The 17,598-nt window shown below is 64.9% G+C and carries 16 protein-coding genes and 2 pseudogenes; 8 read left to right on the plus strand and 10 right to left on the minus strand.

Going from position 1 to position 17,598, the window contains the following annotated elements; translation table 11 throughout:
• Positions 1 to 10: 10 nt before the first annotated feature.
• Genes K309_RS0122960 through pdxR form a run of 3 tightly spaced genes read left to right on the plus strand, consistent with a single transcriptional unit; the run spans position 11 to position 3,151 of the window.
• Positions 11 to 355 (plus strand): non-heme iron oxygenase ferredoxin subunit, encoded by a 345-nt coding sequence (locus K309_RS0122960; protein WP_035878166.1) that lies wholly within the window; start codon positions 11 to 13, stop codon positions 353 to 355.
• Positions 352 to 1,587: an NAD(P)/FAD-dependent oxidoreductase gene (locus K309_RS0122965; protein WP_029048604.1), complete on the plus strand. Its 1,236-nt coding sequence runs from the start codon at positions 352 to 354 to the stop codon at positions 1,585 to 1,587. Before K309_RS0122960 ends, K309_RS0122965 begins: the two co-directional genes overlap by 4 nt.
• A 31-nt stretch (positions 1,588 to 1,618) precedes the next feature.
• The gene (pdxR, locus tag K309_RS37095; protein ID WP_051320559.1) at positions 1,619 to 3,151 is read left to right on the plus strand and encodes a MocR-like pyridoxine biosynthesis transcription factor PdxR; all 1,533 of its coding nucleotides are present in this window, start codon (positions 1,619 to 1,621) and stop codon (positions 3,149 to 3,151) included.
• 3 nt (positions 3,152 to 3,154) lie between these two features.
• Here pdxR and K309_RS0122975 read toward each other — a convergent pair whose 3' ends face one another.
• The 7 genes from K309_RS0122975 to K309_RS40185 form a co-directional block, all read right to left on the minus strand.
• Entirely contained in the window at positions 3,155 to 3,994 is an 840-nt protein-coding gene (locus tag K309_RS0122975) for an SDR family NAD(P)-dependent oxidoreductase (RefSeq protein ID WP_029048605.1), read from the minus strand.
• Between the two features lie 78 nt (positions 3,995 to 4,072).
• Entirely contained in the window at positions 4,073 to 5,101 is a 1,029-nt protein-coding gene (locus tag K309_RS37100) for a branched-chain amino acid ABC transporter permease (RefSeq protein ID WP_084402504.1), read from the minus strand.
• 51 nt (positions 5,102 to 5,152) lie between these two features.
• A complete protein-coding gene (locus K309_RS0122985; protein WP_029048606.1) occupies positions 5,153 to 6,019 on the minus strand; it encodes a branched-chain amino acid ABC transporter permease in 867 nt (288 codons plus the stop codon).
• Positions 6,012 to 6,749 (minus strand): ABC transporter ATP-binding protein, encoded by a 738-nt coding sequence (locus K309_RS0122990; RefSeq protein ID WP_029048607.1) that lies wholly within the window; start codon positions 6,747 to 6,749, stop codon positions 6,012 to 6,014. The genes K309_RS0122985 and K309_RS0122990 overlap by 8 nt, the downstream gene beginning before the upstream one ends.
• Positions 6,746 to 7,480 (minus strand): ABC transporter ATP-binding protein, encoded by a 735-nt coding sequence (locus K309_RS0122995; RefSeq protein WP_232232460.1) that lies wholly within the window; start codon positions 7,478 to 7,480, stop codon positions 6,746 to 6,748. The genes K309_RS0122990 and K309_RS0122995 overlap by 4 nt, the downstream gene beginning before the upstream one ends.
• 152 nt (positions 7,481 to 7,632) lie before the next feature.
• The gene (locus tag K309_RS0123000) at positions 7,633 to 8,802 is read right to left on the minus strand and encodes an ABC transporter substrate-binding protein (protein WP_035878170.1); all 1,170 of its coding nucleotides are present in this window, start codon (positions 8,800 to 8,802) and stop codon (positions 7,633 to 7,635) included.
• Positions 8,803 to 8,952: 150 nt separating this feature from the next.
• A complete protein-coding gene (locus K309_RS40185; RefSeq protein ID WP_051320560.1) occupies positions 8,953 to 9,798 on the minus strand; it encodes a MarR family winged helix-turn-helix transcriptional regulator in 846 nt (281 codons plus the stop codon).
• Positions 9,799 to 9,981: 183 nt separating this feature from the next.
• Here K309_RS40185 and K309_RS0123010 point away from each other — a divergent pair, with 183 nt between their 5' ends.
• The 3 genes from K309_RS0123010 (at position 9,982) to K309_RS0123020 (ending at position 13,548) form a co-directional block, all read left to right on the plus strand.
• On the plus strand, positions 9,982 to 11,049 hold the full coding sequence (locus K309_RS0123010) for a porin (RefSeq protein WP_029048611.1): 1,068 nt from the start codon (positions 9,982 to 9,984) through the stop codon (positions 11,047 to 11,049).
• 255 nt (positions 11,050 to 11,304) lie between these two features.
• On the plus strand, positions 11,305 to 12,078 hold the full coding sequence (locus K309_RS0123015) for a gamma-glutamyl-gamma-aminobutyrate hydrolase family protein (RefSeq protein ID WP_051320561.1): 774 nt from the start codon (positions 11,305 to 11,307) through the stop codon (positions 12,076 to 12,078).
• 102 nt (positions 12,079 to 12,180) lie between these two features.
• On the plus strand, positions 12,181 to 13,548 hold the full coding sequence (locus tag K309_RS0123020) for an aromatic acid/H+ symport family MFS transporter (RefSeq protein WP_029048613.1): 1,368 nt from the start codon (positions 12,181 to 12,183) through the stop codon (positions 13,546 to 13,548).
• On the opposite strand, the pseudogene K309_RS37105 reads toward K309_RS0123020, so the two are convergent.
• Together K309_RS37105 and K309_RS44045 are read right to left on the minus strand one after the other, a co-directional pair.
• Positions 13,545 to 14,786 (minus strand): annotated as a pseudogene (locus K309_RS37105) (SulP family inorganic anion transporter); the annotation flags it as partial. The gene K309_RS0123020 and the pseudogene K309_RS37105 sit on opposite strands and share 4 nt — an antisense overlap.
• 20 nt (positions 14,787 to 14,806) lie before the next feature.
• Positions 14,807 to 14,890 (minus strand): annotated as a pseudogene (locus tag K309_RS44045) (DUF4118 domain-containing protein); the annotation flags it as partial.
• 213 nt (positions 14,891 to 15,103) lie between these two features.
• Between K309_RS44045 and K309_RS37110 the strand changes: the two are divergent.
• Entirely contained in the window at positions 15,104 to 15,988 is an 885-nt protein-coding gene (locus K309_RS37110) for a Bug family tripartite tricarboxylate transporter substrate binding protein (protein ID WP_051320562.1), read from the plus strand.
• A 114-nt stretch (positions 15,989 to 16,102) separates the two neighbouring features.
• Positions 16,103 to 16,207: a TauD/TfdA family dioxygenase gene (locus tag K309_RS44325; protein WP_156914428.1), complete on the plus strand. Its 105-nt coding sequence runs from the start codon at positions 16,103 to 16,105 to the stop codon at positions 16,205 to 16,207.
• Positions 16,208 to 16,355: 148 nt separating this feature from the next.
• Here K309_RS44325 and K309_RS0123040 read toward each other — a convergent pair whose 3' ends face one another.
• Positions 16,356 to 17,009: an acetyltransferase gene (locus K309_RS0123040; RefSeq protein WP_029048615.1), complete on the minus strand. Its 654-nt coding sequence runs from the start codon at positions 17,007 to 17,009 to the stop codon at positions 16,356 to 16,358.
• Positions 17,010 to 17,598 lie beyond the last annotated feature (589 nt).

Genomic DNA, 17,598 nt, shown 5'->3' on the forward strand with positions numbered 1-17,598 from the left:
TACGCAGCAAATGGACCACCAAACGAACCAAGAGGAATGGGTGCGCGCCTGCCAGGTTGCCGACGTGCGCCCCGGCAACCCCAAGGGGCTCAAGCTCCGCAATATCCCGATTGCGCTGTATCGGCTGCCAGAAGGCGTATTTGCCACCCACGACGTCTGCACACACGCCTATGCCCTGCTGTCGGAAGGCTTCATCGACGACCACGTGGTCGAATGCCCGCTGCACGGCGCCAAGTACGATGTGCGCAATGGAAAATGCCTTGCCGTGGCGGATTGCGACGTCAAGACCTACGCGGTCCGGATCGAAGACGATGCCGTCTACGTTGCGGTCCCGACCGAAGTGACATCCGCATGAACCCCGCCAGCCCGCAACGGATCGTCATCATTGGCGGCGGACAGGGTGCCGGTGCGTCGCTCAGGCATCTGCGCGCGCTGGCGTATGGCGGGATCACCTCGGTCGTCTGCGCCGAGGACCAATACCCGTATGAGCGCCCGCCGCTTTCCAAGGACTATCTCAATGGCACGACGACGCTCGACGCGCTGACCCTCTGCAAGCCCGAGAACCCGCGCGAGCAGTTCTATCTTGCCGACACGGCGGAGCGGATCGATCCGGCCGAGAAGGTCGTGGCGCTACGGAGCGGTGTGTCGATTCCTTATGACAAGCTGCTGATCGCCACCGGCGGCGAGGCGCGCAAGCTGGTGATTGCCGGCGCCGATTTCCCCAACGTGCACTATCTGCGCACCGTTCACGACGCCCGGCGGCTGCGCACTGCGCTCGCGGCCTGCCGGGCCGCGCAGACGCTGGTACTGGTGATCGGCGGTGGCTGGATCGGGCTTGAGATTGCCGCCGCCGCGCGCCAGGCCGGCCTGGCGACCACGCTGATCGAAGCGGCCCCACAGCTTTGCGGCCGTTCGCTGCCAGCGCCAGTTGCGGCGGAACTGCTGCGCGCACATCAGGATCGCGGCGTGAACATCCGGCTCGGCTGTGCGATCCATGCGCTCCACGGCGACGATCGCGCCACCGCGGCCACACTGTCCGATGGCAGCACCGTCCCGGTTGGCATGGTAGTCGTCGGTATCGGCCTGATACCCAACACGCAGCTGGCGGCGGACGCCGCGCTGGCCGTGGGTAACGGCATCCGCGTCGATGTCAATGGACGCACCTCCGACCCCCATATTTACGCGGTGGGCGATGTGGCGGAGTTCCCCTGCACCTGGCACGGCTGCGCCGTGCGCATGGAGACCTGGAACAACGCCAATGTTCAGGCGGCGCGCGCCATTTCGGCCATGCTCCAGCACGCGGAATCTCCGCCCGCCGGCGACGCCGTGCCCTGGTTCTGGTCCGATCAGTTCGACCTCAACCTCCAGGTACTGGGCGCGCCACTGGCCGGAGACGGCTCGCTGGTATCGACCGATGCCGAAGGCGGCGCCCTCCATCTCTACATCAAATCGACGCGCCTGATTGGCGCCATCGGTATCAACCGAGCGCGCGACATCCGCATCCTGAAGCGGGCCGTCGAGCGCGACCCGCAACTGCCGTTCGAGCGGGTGGCCAATTGTCTGGCGAACCTGCGCGAACTGCTTTAGCGGCGCCCCCGCCGATGTTCCGGAGCCCACCATGACCTCCATGCTCGACACCACCGCCTGGTGCAGCGAACTCGACCGGACATCCACGACGCCGCTGTACCAGCAGCTTTGCGACAGCATCCGCACGTCGATTCTCGCGGGCCGCATCGAACCAGGGGTGCGCCTGCCGTCCACCCGCGATCTGGCCGACGAGCTGAAGGTGTCGCGCAACACCGTGGTTGTCGCCTACGACCAACTTCAGGCCGAAGGCTTCCTGAGCGCGCTGGTCGGCCACGGCACCGTGGTGTCACGGCAGCTGTTCAACCGCATCCAATCTGTGCCGCCAGCTGGCCAAACTGCCACCTCGGCGCGGCTTTCGGCGCGTGCCGGGCAAATGCTCCAACTGGCGCCGCGCGCTGCCACGCCAGGTGGTACCGCAACGCTTCCCCGGGTCGACACGCCGTTCCGCGTGGGTGTTCCGGCACTCGACGAGTTCCCGATGCGCACCTGGGGTCGCATCGTGTCCCGCCGCTCGCACCGGCTCAGTGCCGAAACCCTCGACTACAAGGGCGCCGCCGGCTACCCGCCGCTACGGCGGGCCATTGCATCGTACCTGGGGGTGTCGCGCGGCATCGTCTGCGATCCGGACGATGTGCTGATCGTTGCTGGCGCGCAAGGCGGGATTTCACTCGCAGCACAGGTGCTGCTGGATCCGGGCGACGTGGCGTGGGTAGAAGATCCCGGCTATCGCAACGCGCTCGGCGCCCTGCTTGGCGCCGGCGCGCGACCCCAGGCGGTACCGGTGGACCACGAGGGCCTCGACGTGGCCACGGGCCTGCGGCTCGCGCCGGGCGCGCGTCTCGCCTGCGTCACGCCCTCGCACCAGTATCCCCTCGGCATCACGATGAGCCTCTCGCGCCGGCTCGATCTGCTCGCCTGGGCGCGCAGCGCCGGTGCATGGATCATCGAGGACGACTACGACAGCGAATTCCACTACGCCGGCCACACGCTGCGTGCACTGCGCGGGCTCGACAGCGGCGCCGCACAGGTGGTCTATGTCGGTAGCTTCAGCAAGATCATGTTCCCGGGGCTGCGGCTCGGCTACCTGGTGGTGCCGGGTGGGCACGCGCCGGCGTTCCGCGCGGCCTTGCGCTTCAACCAACTCCAGGTGCCGCTGCTGGAGCAGGCCGCTACGGCGGACTTCATTCTCGAAGGGCACCTTGCGCGCCATATCGGCCGCATGCGCACCATCTACGCCGCGCGGCAGACCGCGCTGGTCGCCGCGTTGCGCCGCCATGGTGTCGTCGCGGCGGATTTCGTGGTCCCGGAGGGCGGGATGCACCTTGTCCTGCCGCTCGCACGCGATAGCGATGACGTCGTCATCGCGGCACAAGCCGCGCAGCTTGGGCTTGGTGTGCAGGCGTTGAGCCAGCACGCGCACGGTCATGGGGACCGCCGTGGCCTGCTGATCGGCTTTGCCAATACGCGCCCGGAGCAGATGGAGCCAGGCGTGGCACGCCTGGCCACCTTGCTTGACAGCGCAAAGCGCCGCAGCGTGCCGGCAGGCAGCGCTGCGGTGGCCTGACAATCAGACGCGGGAGGGTGCCTCAGGCATCCGGCCGTCGATATCGGTGAATCCGTACTCGACCGCCAGCTCGGCGGCGAGCAGTAGCTTGCCGGACTTTTCCATGACGTTCGGATCAGCCGCCAGCGCCGCCACGGCACGGCCCGCAAACTGCGCCGTCTCGCCATGTTCGAGAATGCGCTTAGTCAGCGCGGGCGGCAGCCGGTCCGGTTGGGCCAGCACCTTCTCGCTCTTGATAAAGCCCGGCCAGATCACGACCGCCGCGACATTGTGGGGCCGCAGGTCGTGGGCCATGTCCTTGGCCATCTTGTCGACACCGGCTTTTTGCACGCCGAACGGGACGTTGAACGTATAACGCACGGCGCCGCCCGACGAGGTATTGACGATCAGGCCCTGCTTGCGCGCCACCATCAGCGGCGCCGCGTGGCGACTCGCGATGTAGTGGGAACGCAGCCCCACGCGCATCAACGTCTCCCAGAGGTCTTCCGGCAGCTCCCAGAATGGCACGTTGGTCGGCATGCGGTCCGGTGCGCCGAAGACGTTGTTGACGAGGATGTCGAGATGGCCCGCCTCATCGGCCACGCGCCGGAACAGCGCCGCGACACTGTCGTCGTCCGCATGATCGCAGGCCACCGGAATCCCTACGCCACCCAGGCGGGTGACTTCGGCGGCGGTCTCTTCCAGACTGCCGGGCCATATCGACCCACCCTGCCGCAACGTGCGCCCGGTGACATATACCGTGGCACCCGCCTCGCCCAGCCCGAGCGCCATGCCCTTGCCGACGCCTCGCGTACCGCCCGTCACCACCGCAATCTTGCCCGCGAGGGGTTTCTTCTGATCCATCATGCCTTCCTTGTTTCACGAGAAATCGTTTGATGTGCGGCGCGCTGCATCCGTGCCGCGTCGCATCGCGTTGTCCAGTCAACGCAAGGTGTCCTTGCTGCGTAGCTTGTCCGTGCACCAGGACAACAGGCCCGCGAGCCCGTTGGGCGCCAGAAACACGCAGCCGAGCATCAGCGCGCCATACACCAGCCCGGTGGCCGCCTTTGACACCTCTTCGGCCACGTTCGGGACGAACACCAGGAACAGCGCGCCAATCAGGGACCCGATGGCGTGCCCAGTGCCGCCAACCACCACGCCGGCCACCAGCCCGAGCGAGAGCAGCACCGTGAAGCCGTCGGGCGAAACGAAATGGGTCAGGAGCGCGTTCATGGCGCCAGCCATGCCAACAATCCCTGCACTGGTGGCGAAGGCGCGTGCACGCCACTGGCGCACCGGCACACCGGCGGCCAGCGCTGCAGCCGGATGGTCGCGCAGTGCGCGCAGCGCGATGCCCGTGGGTCCGCGCAACAAACGGCGCACCATCGCGTAGATCAACAGCGCGCAGGCCGACACCACCAGCAGCATCCATTGGTCGGCATCGAGCGGCAGGCCGTAGGGTGGCGCGGGCGTCTCGATGCTGATGCCTGCCACTCCGCCGGTCACGCCTTCCAGCGCCGGGTGCTTGAGCACCTGCGGCAATGCCAGTGCCAGCGCAAACGTCGCCAGTGCCAGATACGGTCCCGACAATCTGACCGCAGGCATGCCGAACAACCCGCCGGCGACAAATCCGACCACGCCAGCGGCGGGAATCGTCAGCCAGTAAGGTGCCCAGCCACGATCGATCAACATGGCCGCCGTATAGGCGCCGATCGCAAAGAATGCGCCGTGGCCCAGTGAAATCTGGCCGCTGCTGCCGATCAGGAACTGCACACCCATCAGCGCCACCGCATATGCGACGACAAGCGCGAACTGGAACGCCACGTAGCCGCGCACGTAATAGACCACTACCCAGGCCATGCCCAGTAGCAGCAGCGCCAGCAGGATGCCGCGCCATGGCAGACGGGTAGGTTCAGCGAGGCCGCCCGGTGATGCCCGGCGGCGTGAGACTTGCGAGAGGAAGTCAGACATGTTTCCGATGTAAGCGAGTAACGGGGTCGCGACGATGCGGGGACGGGCGAGCTAGAGCCGTTGCGCCGAGCGGCTGCCGAAGAGCCCCTGCGGCTTGACGATCAACACCGCGATCATCGCCACCAGCGCGAGCGTCAGTTTCAGTTCGGTGCCAACCAGATAGGCACCCGCGAGGTTCTCGAAGACGCCGAGCAGGATGCCGCCCACCACGGCGCCCACGGGGCTGTCGATGCCGCCCACGATCGCCGCCGCGAAGGCGTAGATCATGATCCCGCTCATCATGTGTGGATCGAGGAAGACGATTGGCGCGGCCAGCATGCCGGCAATCGCGCCAACTGCCCCCGCGATGCCCCAGCTCAGCATCAGCAAGCGGCTGACGCGGATGCCGACAAGCTGGCTCGACAAGGGTTGCACGGCCACCGCACGCATCGCCAGGCCCAGCCGGGTAAAGCGGAAGAACGCCGTCATCGCGGCAAGCACGCCCACCGTGGTCAGCAGGATGCCGACCTCATGGCCGGCGAGGATGCCGCCAGTGCCCAAGGCGTCGAATGGCGACGGGAAACTGCGGGTTTCATAGCCGAAGACCAGGCCAGCCGCACTCTGCACGATCACGTAGAGCGCCACGAACACGGTCACCACGGACAGGACCGGCGCGTGGTGCAGCGGCCGCATGACAACACGCTCTACCAGCGCGCCTGAGACGAACGCGAACAGCACGCACGCCAGGAACGCCACGGCATACGGCACGCTCGCGCCAATCAGGATGGCGGCGATATAGGTGCTGAACATCGCCATCTCGCCCTGGGCGAAGTTCACGTGATGGGTCGATCGGTAGACCACTACAAGCGCCAGCGCCAGCATCGCGTAGATGCAGCCGTTGACCATGCCGGTCGAGATCTGGTGCAACAGTTCATGCATGAGCGGTCTCCTCCGGATGACCCAGATAGGCGCGGCGCACGCGCTCGTCGCCGCGCAGCACGTTCGCCGGGCCGCTGATCGTCACGCGGCCCGACTCCAGTACATAGGCATTGGTCGCCAGTTCCAGCGCAAGGCTGGCGTTCTGCTCCACCAGCAGGATGCTCAGCTGGCGCTCGGTGTTGATCTGCCGCAGGATGTCGAAGATCTGCCGGACGATCATTGGCGCAAGGCCGAAGGATGGCTCGTCGAGCATCAGCATCCTCGGCGACAGCATCAGCGCACGCGCGATAGCCAGCATCTGCTGCTCGCCACCGCTCATCAGGCCGGCCGGCTTGCGGCGGTACGCATGCAGGCGCGGAAAGTAGTCATACATGCGGACCATGTCCTGCTGCCACGCGGCCTTGTCGCGGCGCGAGATCGCACCCAGGCAAAGGTTCTCCTCAACCGTCAGTTCGGTAAAGGTGCCACGGCCGTCGGGCACATGGGCAATGCCGGCCCGCGCAATGGCGTCGCAAGGCTGGCCGTCGATACGCCTGCCATCGAACGTGATTTCGCCGGTGGCACGCACCATGACCTGGCTGATGGCCCGCAGCAGCGTGGTCTTGCCGGCGCCGTTGGCACCAAGCAGCGCGGTCATGCCGCCTTGCGGCACATCGATAGACACGTCGCTGAGCACTGCCAGCGAGCGATAGGAGGCGTACAGGTTCCGCACCGTGAGTATGGACGTCATGCGTGATCCCCGAGATAGGCCCGAATGACTTCGGGGTGATTGGCCACCTCGTTCGGCGTGCCGTCGGCCATCACCCGGCCGAATTCCAGGCCGATTACCTGGTCGGAGACGCGCATCACAAGGTTCATATGGTGTTCGATCAGCAGGACCGCGACGCCAAGCCCGTGGCAGATATGGCGAATCCATGCCTCCAGTTCGCCTACCTCCTCGAAATTGAGGCCAGCGGCGGGCTCGTCCAGCAGCAGCAGGCGCGGCTCCATCGCAAGCGCGCGGGCGAGTTCCACGCGCTTGCGCGTGCCGAATGGCAGGTCGGCCACGAGGGTGTTGGCGATGTCAGCGAGCCGCGTCATGTCCAGCAGCGCGTCCACGTGCTCGCTGACCCGGCGCATCGCTTCGCCCGCCCGGCCCATGCCGAACAGGTGCGAGAGCGTGCGGCCATGCAGCTTCCGGTAGCAGCCGGCCTCCACATTGGCGCGCACGGTCTGCCGGTCGAACAGCGCGACGTTCTGGAAGGTGCGGGCGATGCCCGCCGAGGCTACGCCCTCTGGCGCCAGGGCGGTAATGTCCTGACCGGCGAAGGAAATCGTGCCGGAGTCCGGGTTGCACAGCCGGCTCAGGCAGTTGAACAGCGTGGTCTTGCCGGCCCCGTTCGGGCCAATGATGCCGCACACGGTGCGCGGTTTCATCGCAAAACTCACGGCATCCAGCGCGCGCGTGCCGCCGAACTGCACCGACAGAGCGTCCACGCGCAAGAGCGCTTCCGATTCGCCTGTCGCCGGAATGCGGCCCGGGGTCGCCGTCTTCTGACCTGCGCTGCCATGTTTGTGGGGAATCAACATGCTTATCTGTGTAATGTCGTTTCGAGGGGGCGGGTTCGATCCGCTCAGGCCATGCGAACCCAGCGTGTGCCGTCGAAACGTTGCAGCCGCAGTTGCCGGATGATCCGGTAGTCCTCGGGCGACGTGCTGACCGTGATGCCGGGAATCAGGCCCGGCAGCGTGACATCGCGCAGCGTGGTGGCCTGGCGCAGCACGCGCGCCGGCGTGAGGTCGTCGCCGCAGTCGCGCAGCACCTTCTCCATCAGCACGGCAATGTTGTAGCCGCTCAGGTTCAACTGTTCGGTGATATCGCCCTCTGGGTAGTACCGCTTCATGAAGGTCAGCCAGTCACGATAGCCGGCGTCGTTTGCCCACTCTGGGTCGCCGGCGGACTTGGTCGGCGTGGCCGAGATCAGCCCTACGCACTTCTCGAGCCCAGCCGCGCGCAGCACGGTGGCGACGAAGTTGCTCGTGATCGGCACGATTTGCAGCGGCTTCCAGCCCAGGTCATAAGCCTTGCGGATCGCCTGCGTGGTGAACTTGGGGGAAGTGATATTGAGGAAGACATCGGCCTGCGACGCCGCCAGCGAGATCACCTGCGAATCGACCGTGGGGGCAGTGACCTCATAGGTCAGTGCCGTCGATACGGTCATCGTGCTGCGCATCTCCTGCAGGCGCTGGCGGAAGGCGGCAAGGTACTCCTTGCCGAAGTCGTCGTTCTGGTAAAGCACGGCGACCTTGGCCCCTGGCTTCACGCGGTTGAGGTACTCCGCATAGGTGGCGGCCTCGGTCGGGAACGTCGTAAGGCCAGGCACCGTCCACGGATATTGCTTCGGATCGGCAAAGCGCTCGCTGCCCGCATACACGAACAGTTGTGGCACCTTGCGCGTGTTCAGGTATTTCTGCACGGCGGCGTTCTGCGCCGTACCCATGCTGCCGAACATCGCCAGCACGCGCTCCTGCTCCACCAGGCGCCGGGTCTGCTCCACCGCCTTGGCCGGGTTGTATCCGTCGTCGAGCGACAGCAGCACCACCTCCCGCCCGTTGATGCCGCCGCGCTCGTTGACCATGCGGAAGTAGCGTGACTGCACCTTCCCTATCGCGCTCAGCGCCGAGGCCGGGCCGCTGTAGGGCATGGTCTGCCCGAGCTTGATCTGCCCGCGAAAGGCGGCCGTTTGTTGTGCCGCCGCGTCGATCACCGGTGACGCCAGCAGCGCGCCACCGATACGAAGCATGTCCCGTCGATTGAACAAGGTGCCACTCCCCATCGTCTTCCCCATAAGTATCTTCCTAGTAAGATTTAATGCTAGCCGCTATCGCACGCGGCCGCATCAGGGAAAACGCCGAGACGGGTCAGATGAGCGCGGCGGATACGCCGCGTTCACCTACATGCTGGCAACGAGCTTGCGGAAGCAGGCATCGACAGTGGCAAGCTCTGCGGCGGTAATGCCACTCGCGGCCACGATCGCGGAAAGGTTCTTGTTGATGCGCGAAATCGCGCCGTCGGCAATGGCTGCACCACGACGCGTCAGCCGCACGAGTTCGGAGCGCCGGTCGTCGGGGTCAGCCACGCGTTCCACCAGTGCTTGCTGCACCAGACGGTCGATGCGCTTGGTGATGGCGCCGGAGGTCACCAGCAAGGTCCGGAACAGGTCGGTGGGCCGCAACGCATAGCTGGGGCCGCTGCGGCGCAGGGCCAGCAGTACGTGGAGATCGCCAATATTCACGCCCTTGGCGCGGGAAATTGCGGACAGGCGCTGTTCGTGCAGATAATGCGCGTGCTCGATGCGCAGGAAGAACCCGGCCAGACGGAAATCGATATCAGGCCGCTCCCGGGCCCACGCATCGGAGATGGCGTCGAGCCGATCGGAATGAAGGCGCTCGAGCGGCCCGTCGATCTCGGCCTTCGCCACCGCAACCTGCCGCGCCCGGGGACGCTGTGGCGCGGGACCGCCGAACCACGTATCGGCGGCGGCAAGCGCCTCCAGATAGGTCAGCGCGCCCGCCACCGGCGCCGCGCTCGCGTCGTTGCACGGCCCCAGACGCATCTCTTCATAGCGCCCTTCCCCAACAAACTTCCGCGCATGCCAGGTGGCCGATCGCGCCCCCCGGTAATAGCCGATATGCCGGCCCGGCGCCACGATCTCCCAATAAGGCTTTCTGCGCGGCGCCAGCCGGGTGCGGCTCTCCGGAGTCTGCAAGTCGAAGTCGTCGTTGCCGGAAGAAGGCATGTTGCACTGTCCTTGGTCATTATCCCCAACTATTTTACCCAACTCCAGCACCAACACAAGGCATGTCCCGATTGGCATGGTGAGCCCGCATGGATTGGATCTTCTGGGCGTCATTCCACTTCGCATAGCGTGTCGCCCAGGGGCAATACCGGAAACCAGAAGCCCCTCTGATACGGAGATGACATGAAAAGGTGGATGGCTGGGCTATGCGGGGCGGTGCTGGGGGGAACAGTGCAGGCCCAAACGAGTGTGATCCTCTACGGGGTTGCCGACGCGAACATTGAATACACGACACACAACGCCACCAGCACGGGTGGCAGCGGATCCAGGGTAGCCATGCAATCGGGTGGCCTGGCCGGCTCCCGCTTCGGCTTCCGAGGTACGGAAGACCTCGGCGGCGGCATGCAGACGCTGTTCGCCCTGGAGAGCGCGATTGCCATCGACAACGGTACGCTGCAACAAGGCGGCCGACTGTGGGGCCGCCAGGCATTCGTGGGGCTCTCCGCCCCCTACGGCAAGCTCACGTTCGGGCGGCAGTACACATCGCTGTTCGACCTGAACGCGAGCTACTCGCCAACCGCCTACGCCACACAGTTCGAACCGGTGGTCTTCATGCTCGGCACCTCGCTGCGCGAGGACAACATGGTCAAGTACACAGGCAACTTCGGGCCTGTGACGCTGGAAACCCACTGGGCCTTCGGCGAGCAGGCCGGCAGCGCCACCAGTGGATCGGGCTGGGGTGGCGGCGCCAGCTATCGCGCCAATGGTCTCGGCGTACAGGTGTCATATGACCAGGTTGACGGTACCCGCACGGCGGGCAGTACGCCCAAGACCCAGAAGGTGGCCGTGGCGGGCCGCTACGAGTGGGGCCCGGCGTCCCTCTTCGCCGGTTACCGCTTCGGCAAGAGTGACTCCACGGCGGCACGCACGGTCGCCCTCGATAACTTCTGGTGGCTGGGCGGCATCTACCGAACCGGCGCGCTGTCGCTGACGCTCGTCTACTACTACGACGACCTGCGCACCTACCGCCCGACCGCCACGACCACATCGAGCCAGGCCAATCCGCGCCAGTGGCTGTTCGTGGTCGACTACGACCTGTCCAAGCGTACCGATGTCTACCTTTCGGCCGCCTATTCGCGCTATTCGGCCCTGAATTTCGATACCTACAACGGCCCGGCGGCGTCTTATGTCATGGCCAACGGCAGCAGTTCCCAACTCGGCGCCGCCATCGGCATGCGGCACCGCTTCTAAACATCGGAACCGGGGCAGCCGAGCGACCGCCTTGGTCCAGTTCCGGATGCTCCCTTTTTGTGCCGCCATTCACCTCCGGGCGGCTTTTTTTGTCTTTAGCATCTTGTTATGCACGTACATGCATACATAGTGACGCATTAAGCCGCTCACAAATGCCTTATAAGTACTTTATTAGATAGTTCTTGCATGCATTGCATGCAGTCGCCTATTATCGGCATGCAATCTACTTAGCAGCAGAGATCAAGAGACTGTTCCATGTCGTCATTTGCCACCTCACCCCGCTCGGCCGACCGCCCGTTGGTTGGTGTCGTCTGTGACCGGTTCTTCGTGGGAGACCACGACCTCCACAGCGCCAAGGAGAGCTACCGCCGCGCATTGAGCCAGGTCGCCGCCGTCACGCCGGTCTTGATTCCCGCCGCCGAGGATATCGAGGGCGTGGCGCCCTACCTCGACGCGGTGTCGGGCCTGCTGCTTCCGGGGGGCGCCTCCAACATGGCGCCGGGTCTCTACGGCGGTACCGAGCCCGCTGCGTTCCTCGTCGATCCTGCCCGCGACAGCGTCGCCATGTCGTTGATTCAGGGCGCCATCGCACGCGGCATGCCAATCCTGGCCATTTGCCGGGGATTCCAGGAGATGAACGTCGCGCTCGGTGGCACGCTGCACCCCGACATCTACGATGCCGGCCATGCCACCGACCATCGCGAAGACCCCACCGAATCGATGGTCGAGCGTTATCGCTACAAGCACATAGTCACGCTGGCGCCGGACGGCTTGCTCAGGGACTGGATCCGTTCGGGCAGCGCAGTCGTCAACTCGCTGCATACCCAAGGCATCCGCACGCTTGGGCAAGGCCTTTCCGTCGAGGCCAGCCATGGCGATGGGCTGGTCGAAGCGATTCGCGTCAAGGATGCGCCCTTCGCCATCGGCGTGCAGTGGCATCCGGAAGTCACGGCGGCCGTCGATCCCCTGTCGCAGGCGCTGTTTTCCCGATTCGGCGATGCCTGCCGCTACTACGCCGGGCAGGCCTGACCCGCACCGCCCAGCAACCCGAACACCCAGAACCGACGCTCCCGCCGCCCCGCAAGGCGCGGCAGGGGAACTCTTTTATCCAATCTGCCCACGGAGAGAGACATGCAGCCATCCAGCCCCCCCGCGCTCGGCGCGGTCGACGTACAGGCCCTGATCGACTACCGGCCGTTTTCCGCCTATCAATGGGCGATCCTGATCCTCTGCTTCCTGATCGTCGCGATCGACGGTTTCGATACAGCCGCCATGGGCTATGTCGCGCCCGCCCTGGTCCAGGACTGGAGTATCGACAAATCGACGCTCGGCCCCGTGATGAGCGCCGCACTGTTCGGGCTGGCTTTCGGCGCGATCTTCGCCGGCCCGATGGCCGACCGCGTCGGACGCAAGAAGGTACTGGTGCTATCCGTGTTCTTCTTTGGCGCCTGCAGCCTGGCCACCGCCTTCGCGCCCACGCTCTGGTCGTTGACGGTGCTGCGCTTCCTCACCGGGCTCGGCCTCGGCGCTGCCATGCCCAATGCGGTTACGCTGATGTCGGAGTTCGCACCCACCAAGCGCCGCGCGGTGCTGGTCAACACCATGTTCTGCGGCTTTCCGTTGGGTGCGGCGGCGGGCGGCTTCTTTGCCGCAGTGGTCATCCCGCACTTCGGCTGGCAGAGCGTGCTGCTGTTCGGCGGCGTGGTGCCGCTGGTACTGGCGGTGGTGCTGGTCTTCGCGCTGCCCGAATCGATCCGCTTCATGGTGGTGCACCGCTACCCGACCGCGCGCATTGCCGAGGTGCTCACGCGCGTAACCAGCGCCGACGTTGCCGGCGTGGAGCGTTTCACCATTCACGAAGCCGCTCCTGCCACGCACTCGGCAATCGGCACGGTGCTGGCGCCGCGCTACCGGCTGGGCTCGGTCATGCTGTGGCTGACGTACTTCATGGGGCTGGTCATCTTCTATCTGCTGACCAGCTGGCTGCCCACGCTGATGAAGGATGCGGGATTCTCGATCCAGCGCGCCTCGCTGCTGACCGCGCTATTCCCCTTGGGAGGAGGCATCGGCACCATCACCGCGGGCTGGCTGATGGACCGCATGAATCCTAACAAGGTGGTCGCCGCCATGTACGCGCTGGCCGGCGTGCTGATCTACGCCGTGGGCCATGGCACGGCAGACCAGGTCCTGCTGGGCGTGCTGATCTTCCTGGCCGGCACCGTGATGAACGGCGCGCAGGCTTCCATGCCGACGCTGGCCGCTGGCTTCTACCCCACGCAGGGCCGCGCCACGGGCGTGGCCTGGATGCTCGGCATCGGTCGCTTCGGCGGCATTACCGGCGCGTTGCTCGGCGGTGAGCTGCTGCGCATGCACCTGGGCTTCGACACCATCTTCACCTTGCTGGCGGTGCCGGCCTTTATCGCGACGGGGGCGCTGGTCGTGAAATTCCTGAGCGCGCGTGATGTGGCGCCTGCGACGGAGGTGGTGGCGTCACACTAACCGGCCCGATCGCCCAGATAGTCATCCACCGCGCTGCCGAGGGTAGGATGAAAGCGATCATTGCTGAAGACCTCGGTCAACTCGAAGCGCTCGGGCTTGTCGCGGAAGGGGTCCTTCATCTCGGCGAAATGCAGCGCGATGCCGTCCGCCAGGGCCAGGCCCAATTCGCGCGGCATGTCCGCCGAGGTGACATCGACGCTGGTGACCGGCTCGGCGGCCACCACCACACGGCGCACCGGGGTGGGCGAGTCCGCCACTGCCTCGGTGAGCCGTTGCTGGAACGGTTCGGCATTGGCGAAGAACAGCGGCGCGTCCCAGCGGAACAGCACCAGTCCGTCGATCCGTGCGGCGTTCGGATAGCGCTTCATGTCGTGATAGCCGCGCAGCCCGGGCACCCGGCCCAGCACCGCGAAGTGCGGCCGCCAGCCGTCCCACAGGAACTCGATCACGGCGACCACCACGGCGAGACAGATGCCGGGAATCGCCCCAAACACGGCCACGCCCGCGAAGCACAGCATCGACAGCCAGAACTCCCATTGCTGGATGCGAAAAATGCGCTGCAAGTCCCTGAATTCAAACAGGCCGATGGCCGCGGCGATAACCACAGCGGCCAGGGCGCTGGTGGGCAGGTAGCGCAGCAGGTTGGGAGCGAACATCAGCAGCGCTGCTAAGGCGATGGCGCCGACCACGCCGGTCAGTTGCGTGCGCGCCCCGGCCGCCTCCGCCACGGGGGTGCGTGAGGCGCTGCCGCTGATCGGGAAGCCCTGGAAGAAGCCCGCCGCCAGATTGGCGGCGCCGAGCGCCACCATCTCCTGGTTCGGATCCACGCGCATGTGCGAGCGCGCCGCGAAGGTGCGCGACAGCACGCTGGTATCGGCAAACGCGATCAGCGCCACGGCGCCGCCGCCGAGCGCGATCTTGAGCAGATCAGCCTCGCTGAGCCATGGCACCGCGAACGCCGGCAGGCCCTGCGGAATCTCGCCCAGGATCTTCACGCCGAGCGAATCCAGATGGAACACGCTGACCGCCAGCGTCGCCAGGATCACGGCATCAGGATGCCGGGCACCCGTTCGAAACGCTTGAGCACCAGAATCACCCCAGGCTGGCCGCCCCACCGCCAGGCTGTAGCCGTTGGTCTGGCCATCGGCAATCGCCCGGCCCAGGCCCCACAACTCGCGCAACGGACCGGCATCCTCGAGCTGGATGGAGAACAGCTTGGGCAGTTGGCTGACCAGTACGGCTTGGTCTCGATCCCCGTCAGCCCCACCGTCAGCAGCACCACGAACGTCAGCAGGTTCTGCACGTCACTGACGGCGAACGAGAGCCGCGGCGGCACGAAGAAGGCGGGGGCAGTGCCACCCGAGCGATTGAGGCCCCTGACCAAGATACGGTCTTATGCGCTGCAGCGCATAAGACCGTATCTTGGTCGCAGGCCTATGCCGCGCGATGCGGCCCTCGGGTTGATGCATGCCTTCTGCCGCCTATTCCACGACGATGACCTGGCAGACAGGCTCGGCGTGCAGCGTGGCTGGTGGCAGGCGTCATCACCCGACGCATGGCAGCGCTGCTGCTCGGCCTGACCTCCGGCGCCACACTGGCCCAGGCCCCGTACCCTTCCAAGCCTGTCACCATCGTCGTGCCCTTCTCCGCGGGCGGCGGCGTCGACGCCATGGCGCGCGTGCTGGCCGAGAAGCTGCGCACCGTCCTGGGACAGCCCGTGGTGGTAGAAAACAAGGGCGGCGGCAGCGGCATGATCGGCGCGCAGGCCGTGGTCAAGGCACCTGCCGACGGCTATACGCTGCTGATGGGATCGGCCGGCGAGACCGCGATCAATCCGTTCGTCTACAAGAGCCGCATGCAATATGCGCCGCAGGCTGACTTGCTCCCGGTAAGCCTGATCGTCAAGGTGCCCAACGTGGTGGTGGTCAACCCGAAGCTGCCGTACAAGACCATCGACGAGCTAATTGCCTATGCCCGCGCCAACCCAGGCAAGGTTCGCTACGGCACCAGTGGCGTCGGCAATCCGCAGCACTTGTCCGGCGAGCTGATGGCCAGGCAGGCCGGCGTGCAATTGACCCATGTTCCTTACCGTGGCGCCTCCAACCAGTTGCTCGATGTGATCGCAGGCAATATAGAGATGACCTTCGTCAGTCTGGCTGGCGCACGCCAGTTCATCAAGGACGGAAAGGTTCGGGCGCTTGGCATTACTTCACAAGGAAAAAGCCCACTTGCACCAGAGATTCCGGCTATCTCCGACTCGACGAGCCTGAAGGGCTACACGCTGGAAAACTGGTTCGGCCTGTTTGCACCCAAGGGTACGCCAGCGCCGGTAGTAACTCGGCTGAACGCCGCGGTGGCGAAAGCACTGAAGGATCCGAAACTCGATACCAGACTGCGGGAACTAGCAGTACGGCGGCCGCGCGCCCCTGCTTGGTCTTAGCGTGCAATATTTTCCGTTTTCTGAAGTGACCCCACCACGCGATGTTCGAATTGGACAGCCGGAACGTTTTCTACGCACCGTGGCTTTGTGAAGACATGCCATGCGCTGCGAAGGATGATTGAGCAGATGATAGAAAGCAGAAAGTATCAGCGGACCATTCACCTCCAGGTTGGAGAGGCGTTGCTCGTTGATAATCGACGAATGTTGCACTGCCGATGACGGCATCGATTCTGATAGTTCGCGCTGGCTGACGCGCTTTTGGATAAAGTGAGTCGCGCTTTCCGGGCGGCCACCGTTACATTCCGCAAGATTCGAACCATTACCCCGGATCAGGCAGCCTTCTTTCCATCACCGGCGAGTGGCCTGATCACAAATACCGCTCCCCTTGCTCGCGCAATCGGACGACTTTGGCCGGTACCCCATAGGCAACAGCTAAACTTTCTATGTCATTGATGACCAGAGTTCCCGCCCCGATGACCGCGTGATCCCCGATCGTGATGCCATGGATGAGATTGGCACCCAACCCAACGGCGGCATAAGCGCCGATAGTGCACTCTCCTCCAGTGATGACTCCGGGCGCCAGGCTGACGAAGTCATGAACTTTGCAGTCGTGATCAATGCACGCACCGGTGTTGATGATGCAATGACGGTCAATGGCCGAGCATGCATTGATCACCGCGCCTGCCATGACCACGGTGCCCGCACCGATCGTTGCGTCTCGCCCAATGCAGGCGGTCGGGTGAATGGCTACAGTGAACTGAATCCCGGGGCACAGCGACTCAATTCGTTCCGCCACTTGCGCGCGCACGCTGTTGTCACCGATCGCGATCAGCGCTCCATCGACCCGATATTCCTTGATCAGCGCCTGGAGGCTGGCTTCATCGCCAATCACCCGATAGCCCATAACTTCCCGGGAAGTAGTATCTATTAATCCGACGATGCGGTGCTTGCGCTCCCTCTCAACCACATCAATGATGGACTTGGCGTGCCCGCCCGATCCGATGATGACGATGCGTTTCATGTTGCATTGGGCGTTGGCGTGTGCGGATATCTACACCCCGCCCTTGTCCTTCATGAAAGGTTCTGGAAACAGCACAAACTGGCCTGGCATATCGGACTTGGGTGGGGCCTATCCCACCACCGGTAGCAATCTTCCCAAGGCCGTTCTTGCGGCCCGTGCGGCGAAAAGAGGGACCGACGCCGGGGATGTCGGTTCCGAACCAGGGTAGACTAGCAAGTCCGCGAGATCACCCGTCACCCAGAATTAAACAGGATTAAGATCTCATCTAAAACGCGTTAAATGTAACGCCTTACGGCCGCGAAGTTATGTGGTCAAGGTCATAATCTGTTCGACACCCAACAGATGTTGGGCTGCACCTGCAATCGAAATCACCATCACCCCCTACCGCTTAGTCAGTCCCCGTTGGTTTGGCGCGGTGCTGATTGACACAGCTTCCCGTGCCACGTCTTCCGTTGAAGCGTCCGGGGCGGCGTAAGACCGCCGGCGCCGATATGACACGGTCGCCGTAGGGCCGCTATCCGGGCTTGTCGACCAGAAGTCCAAGCGTCGGGCCTGAGACTCAACGTTGCCACTACCGACGCCTGCATCA

The organism is Cupriavidus phytohabitans (genome assembly GCF_000426345.1).
In the GTDB taxonomy this organism is placed as follows: Bacteria; Pseudomonadota; Gammaproteobacteria; order Burkholderiales; family Burkholderiaceae; genus Cupriavidus.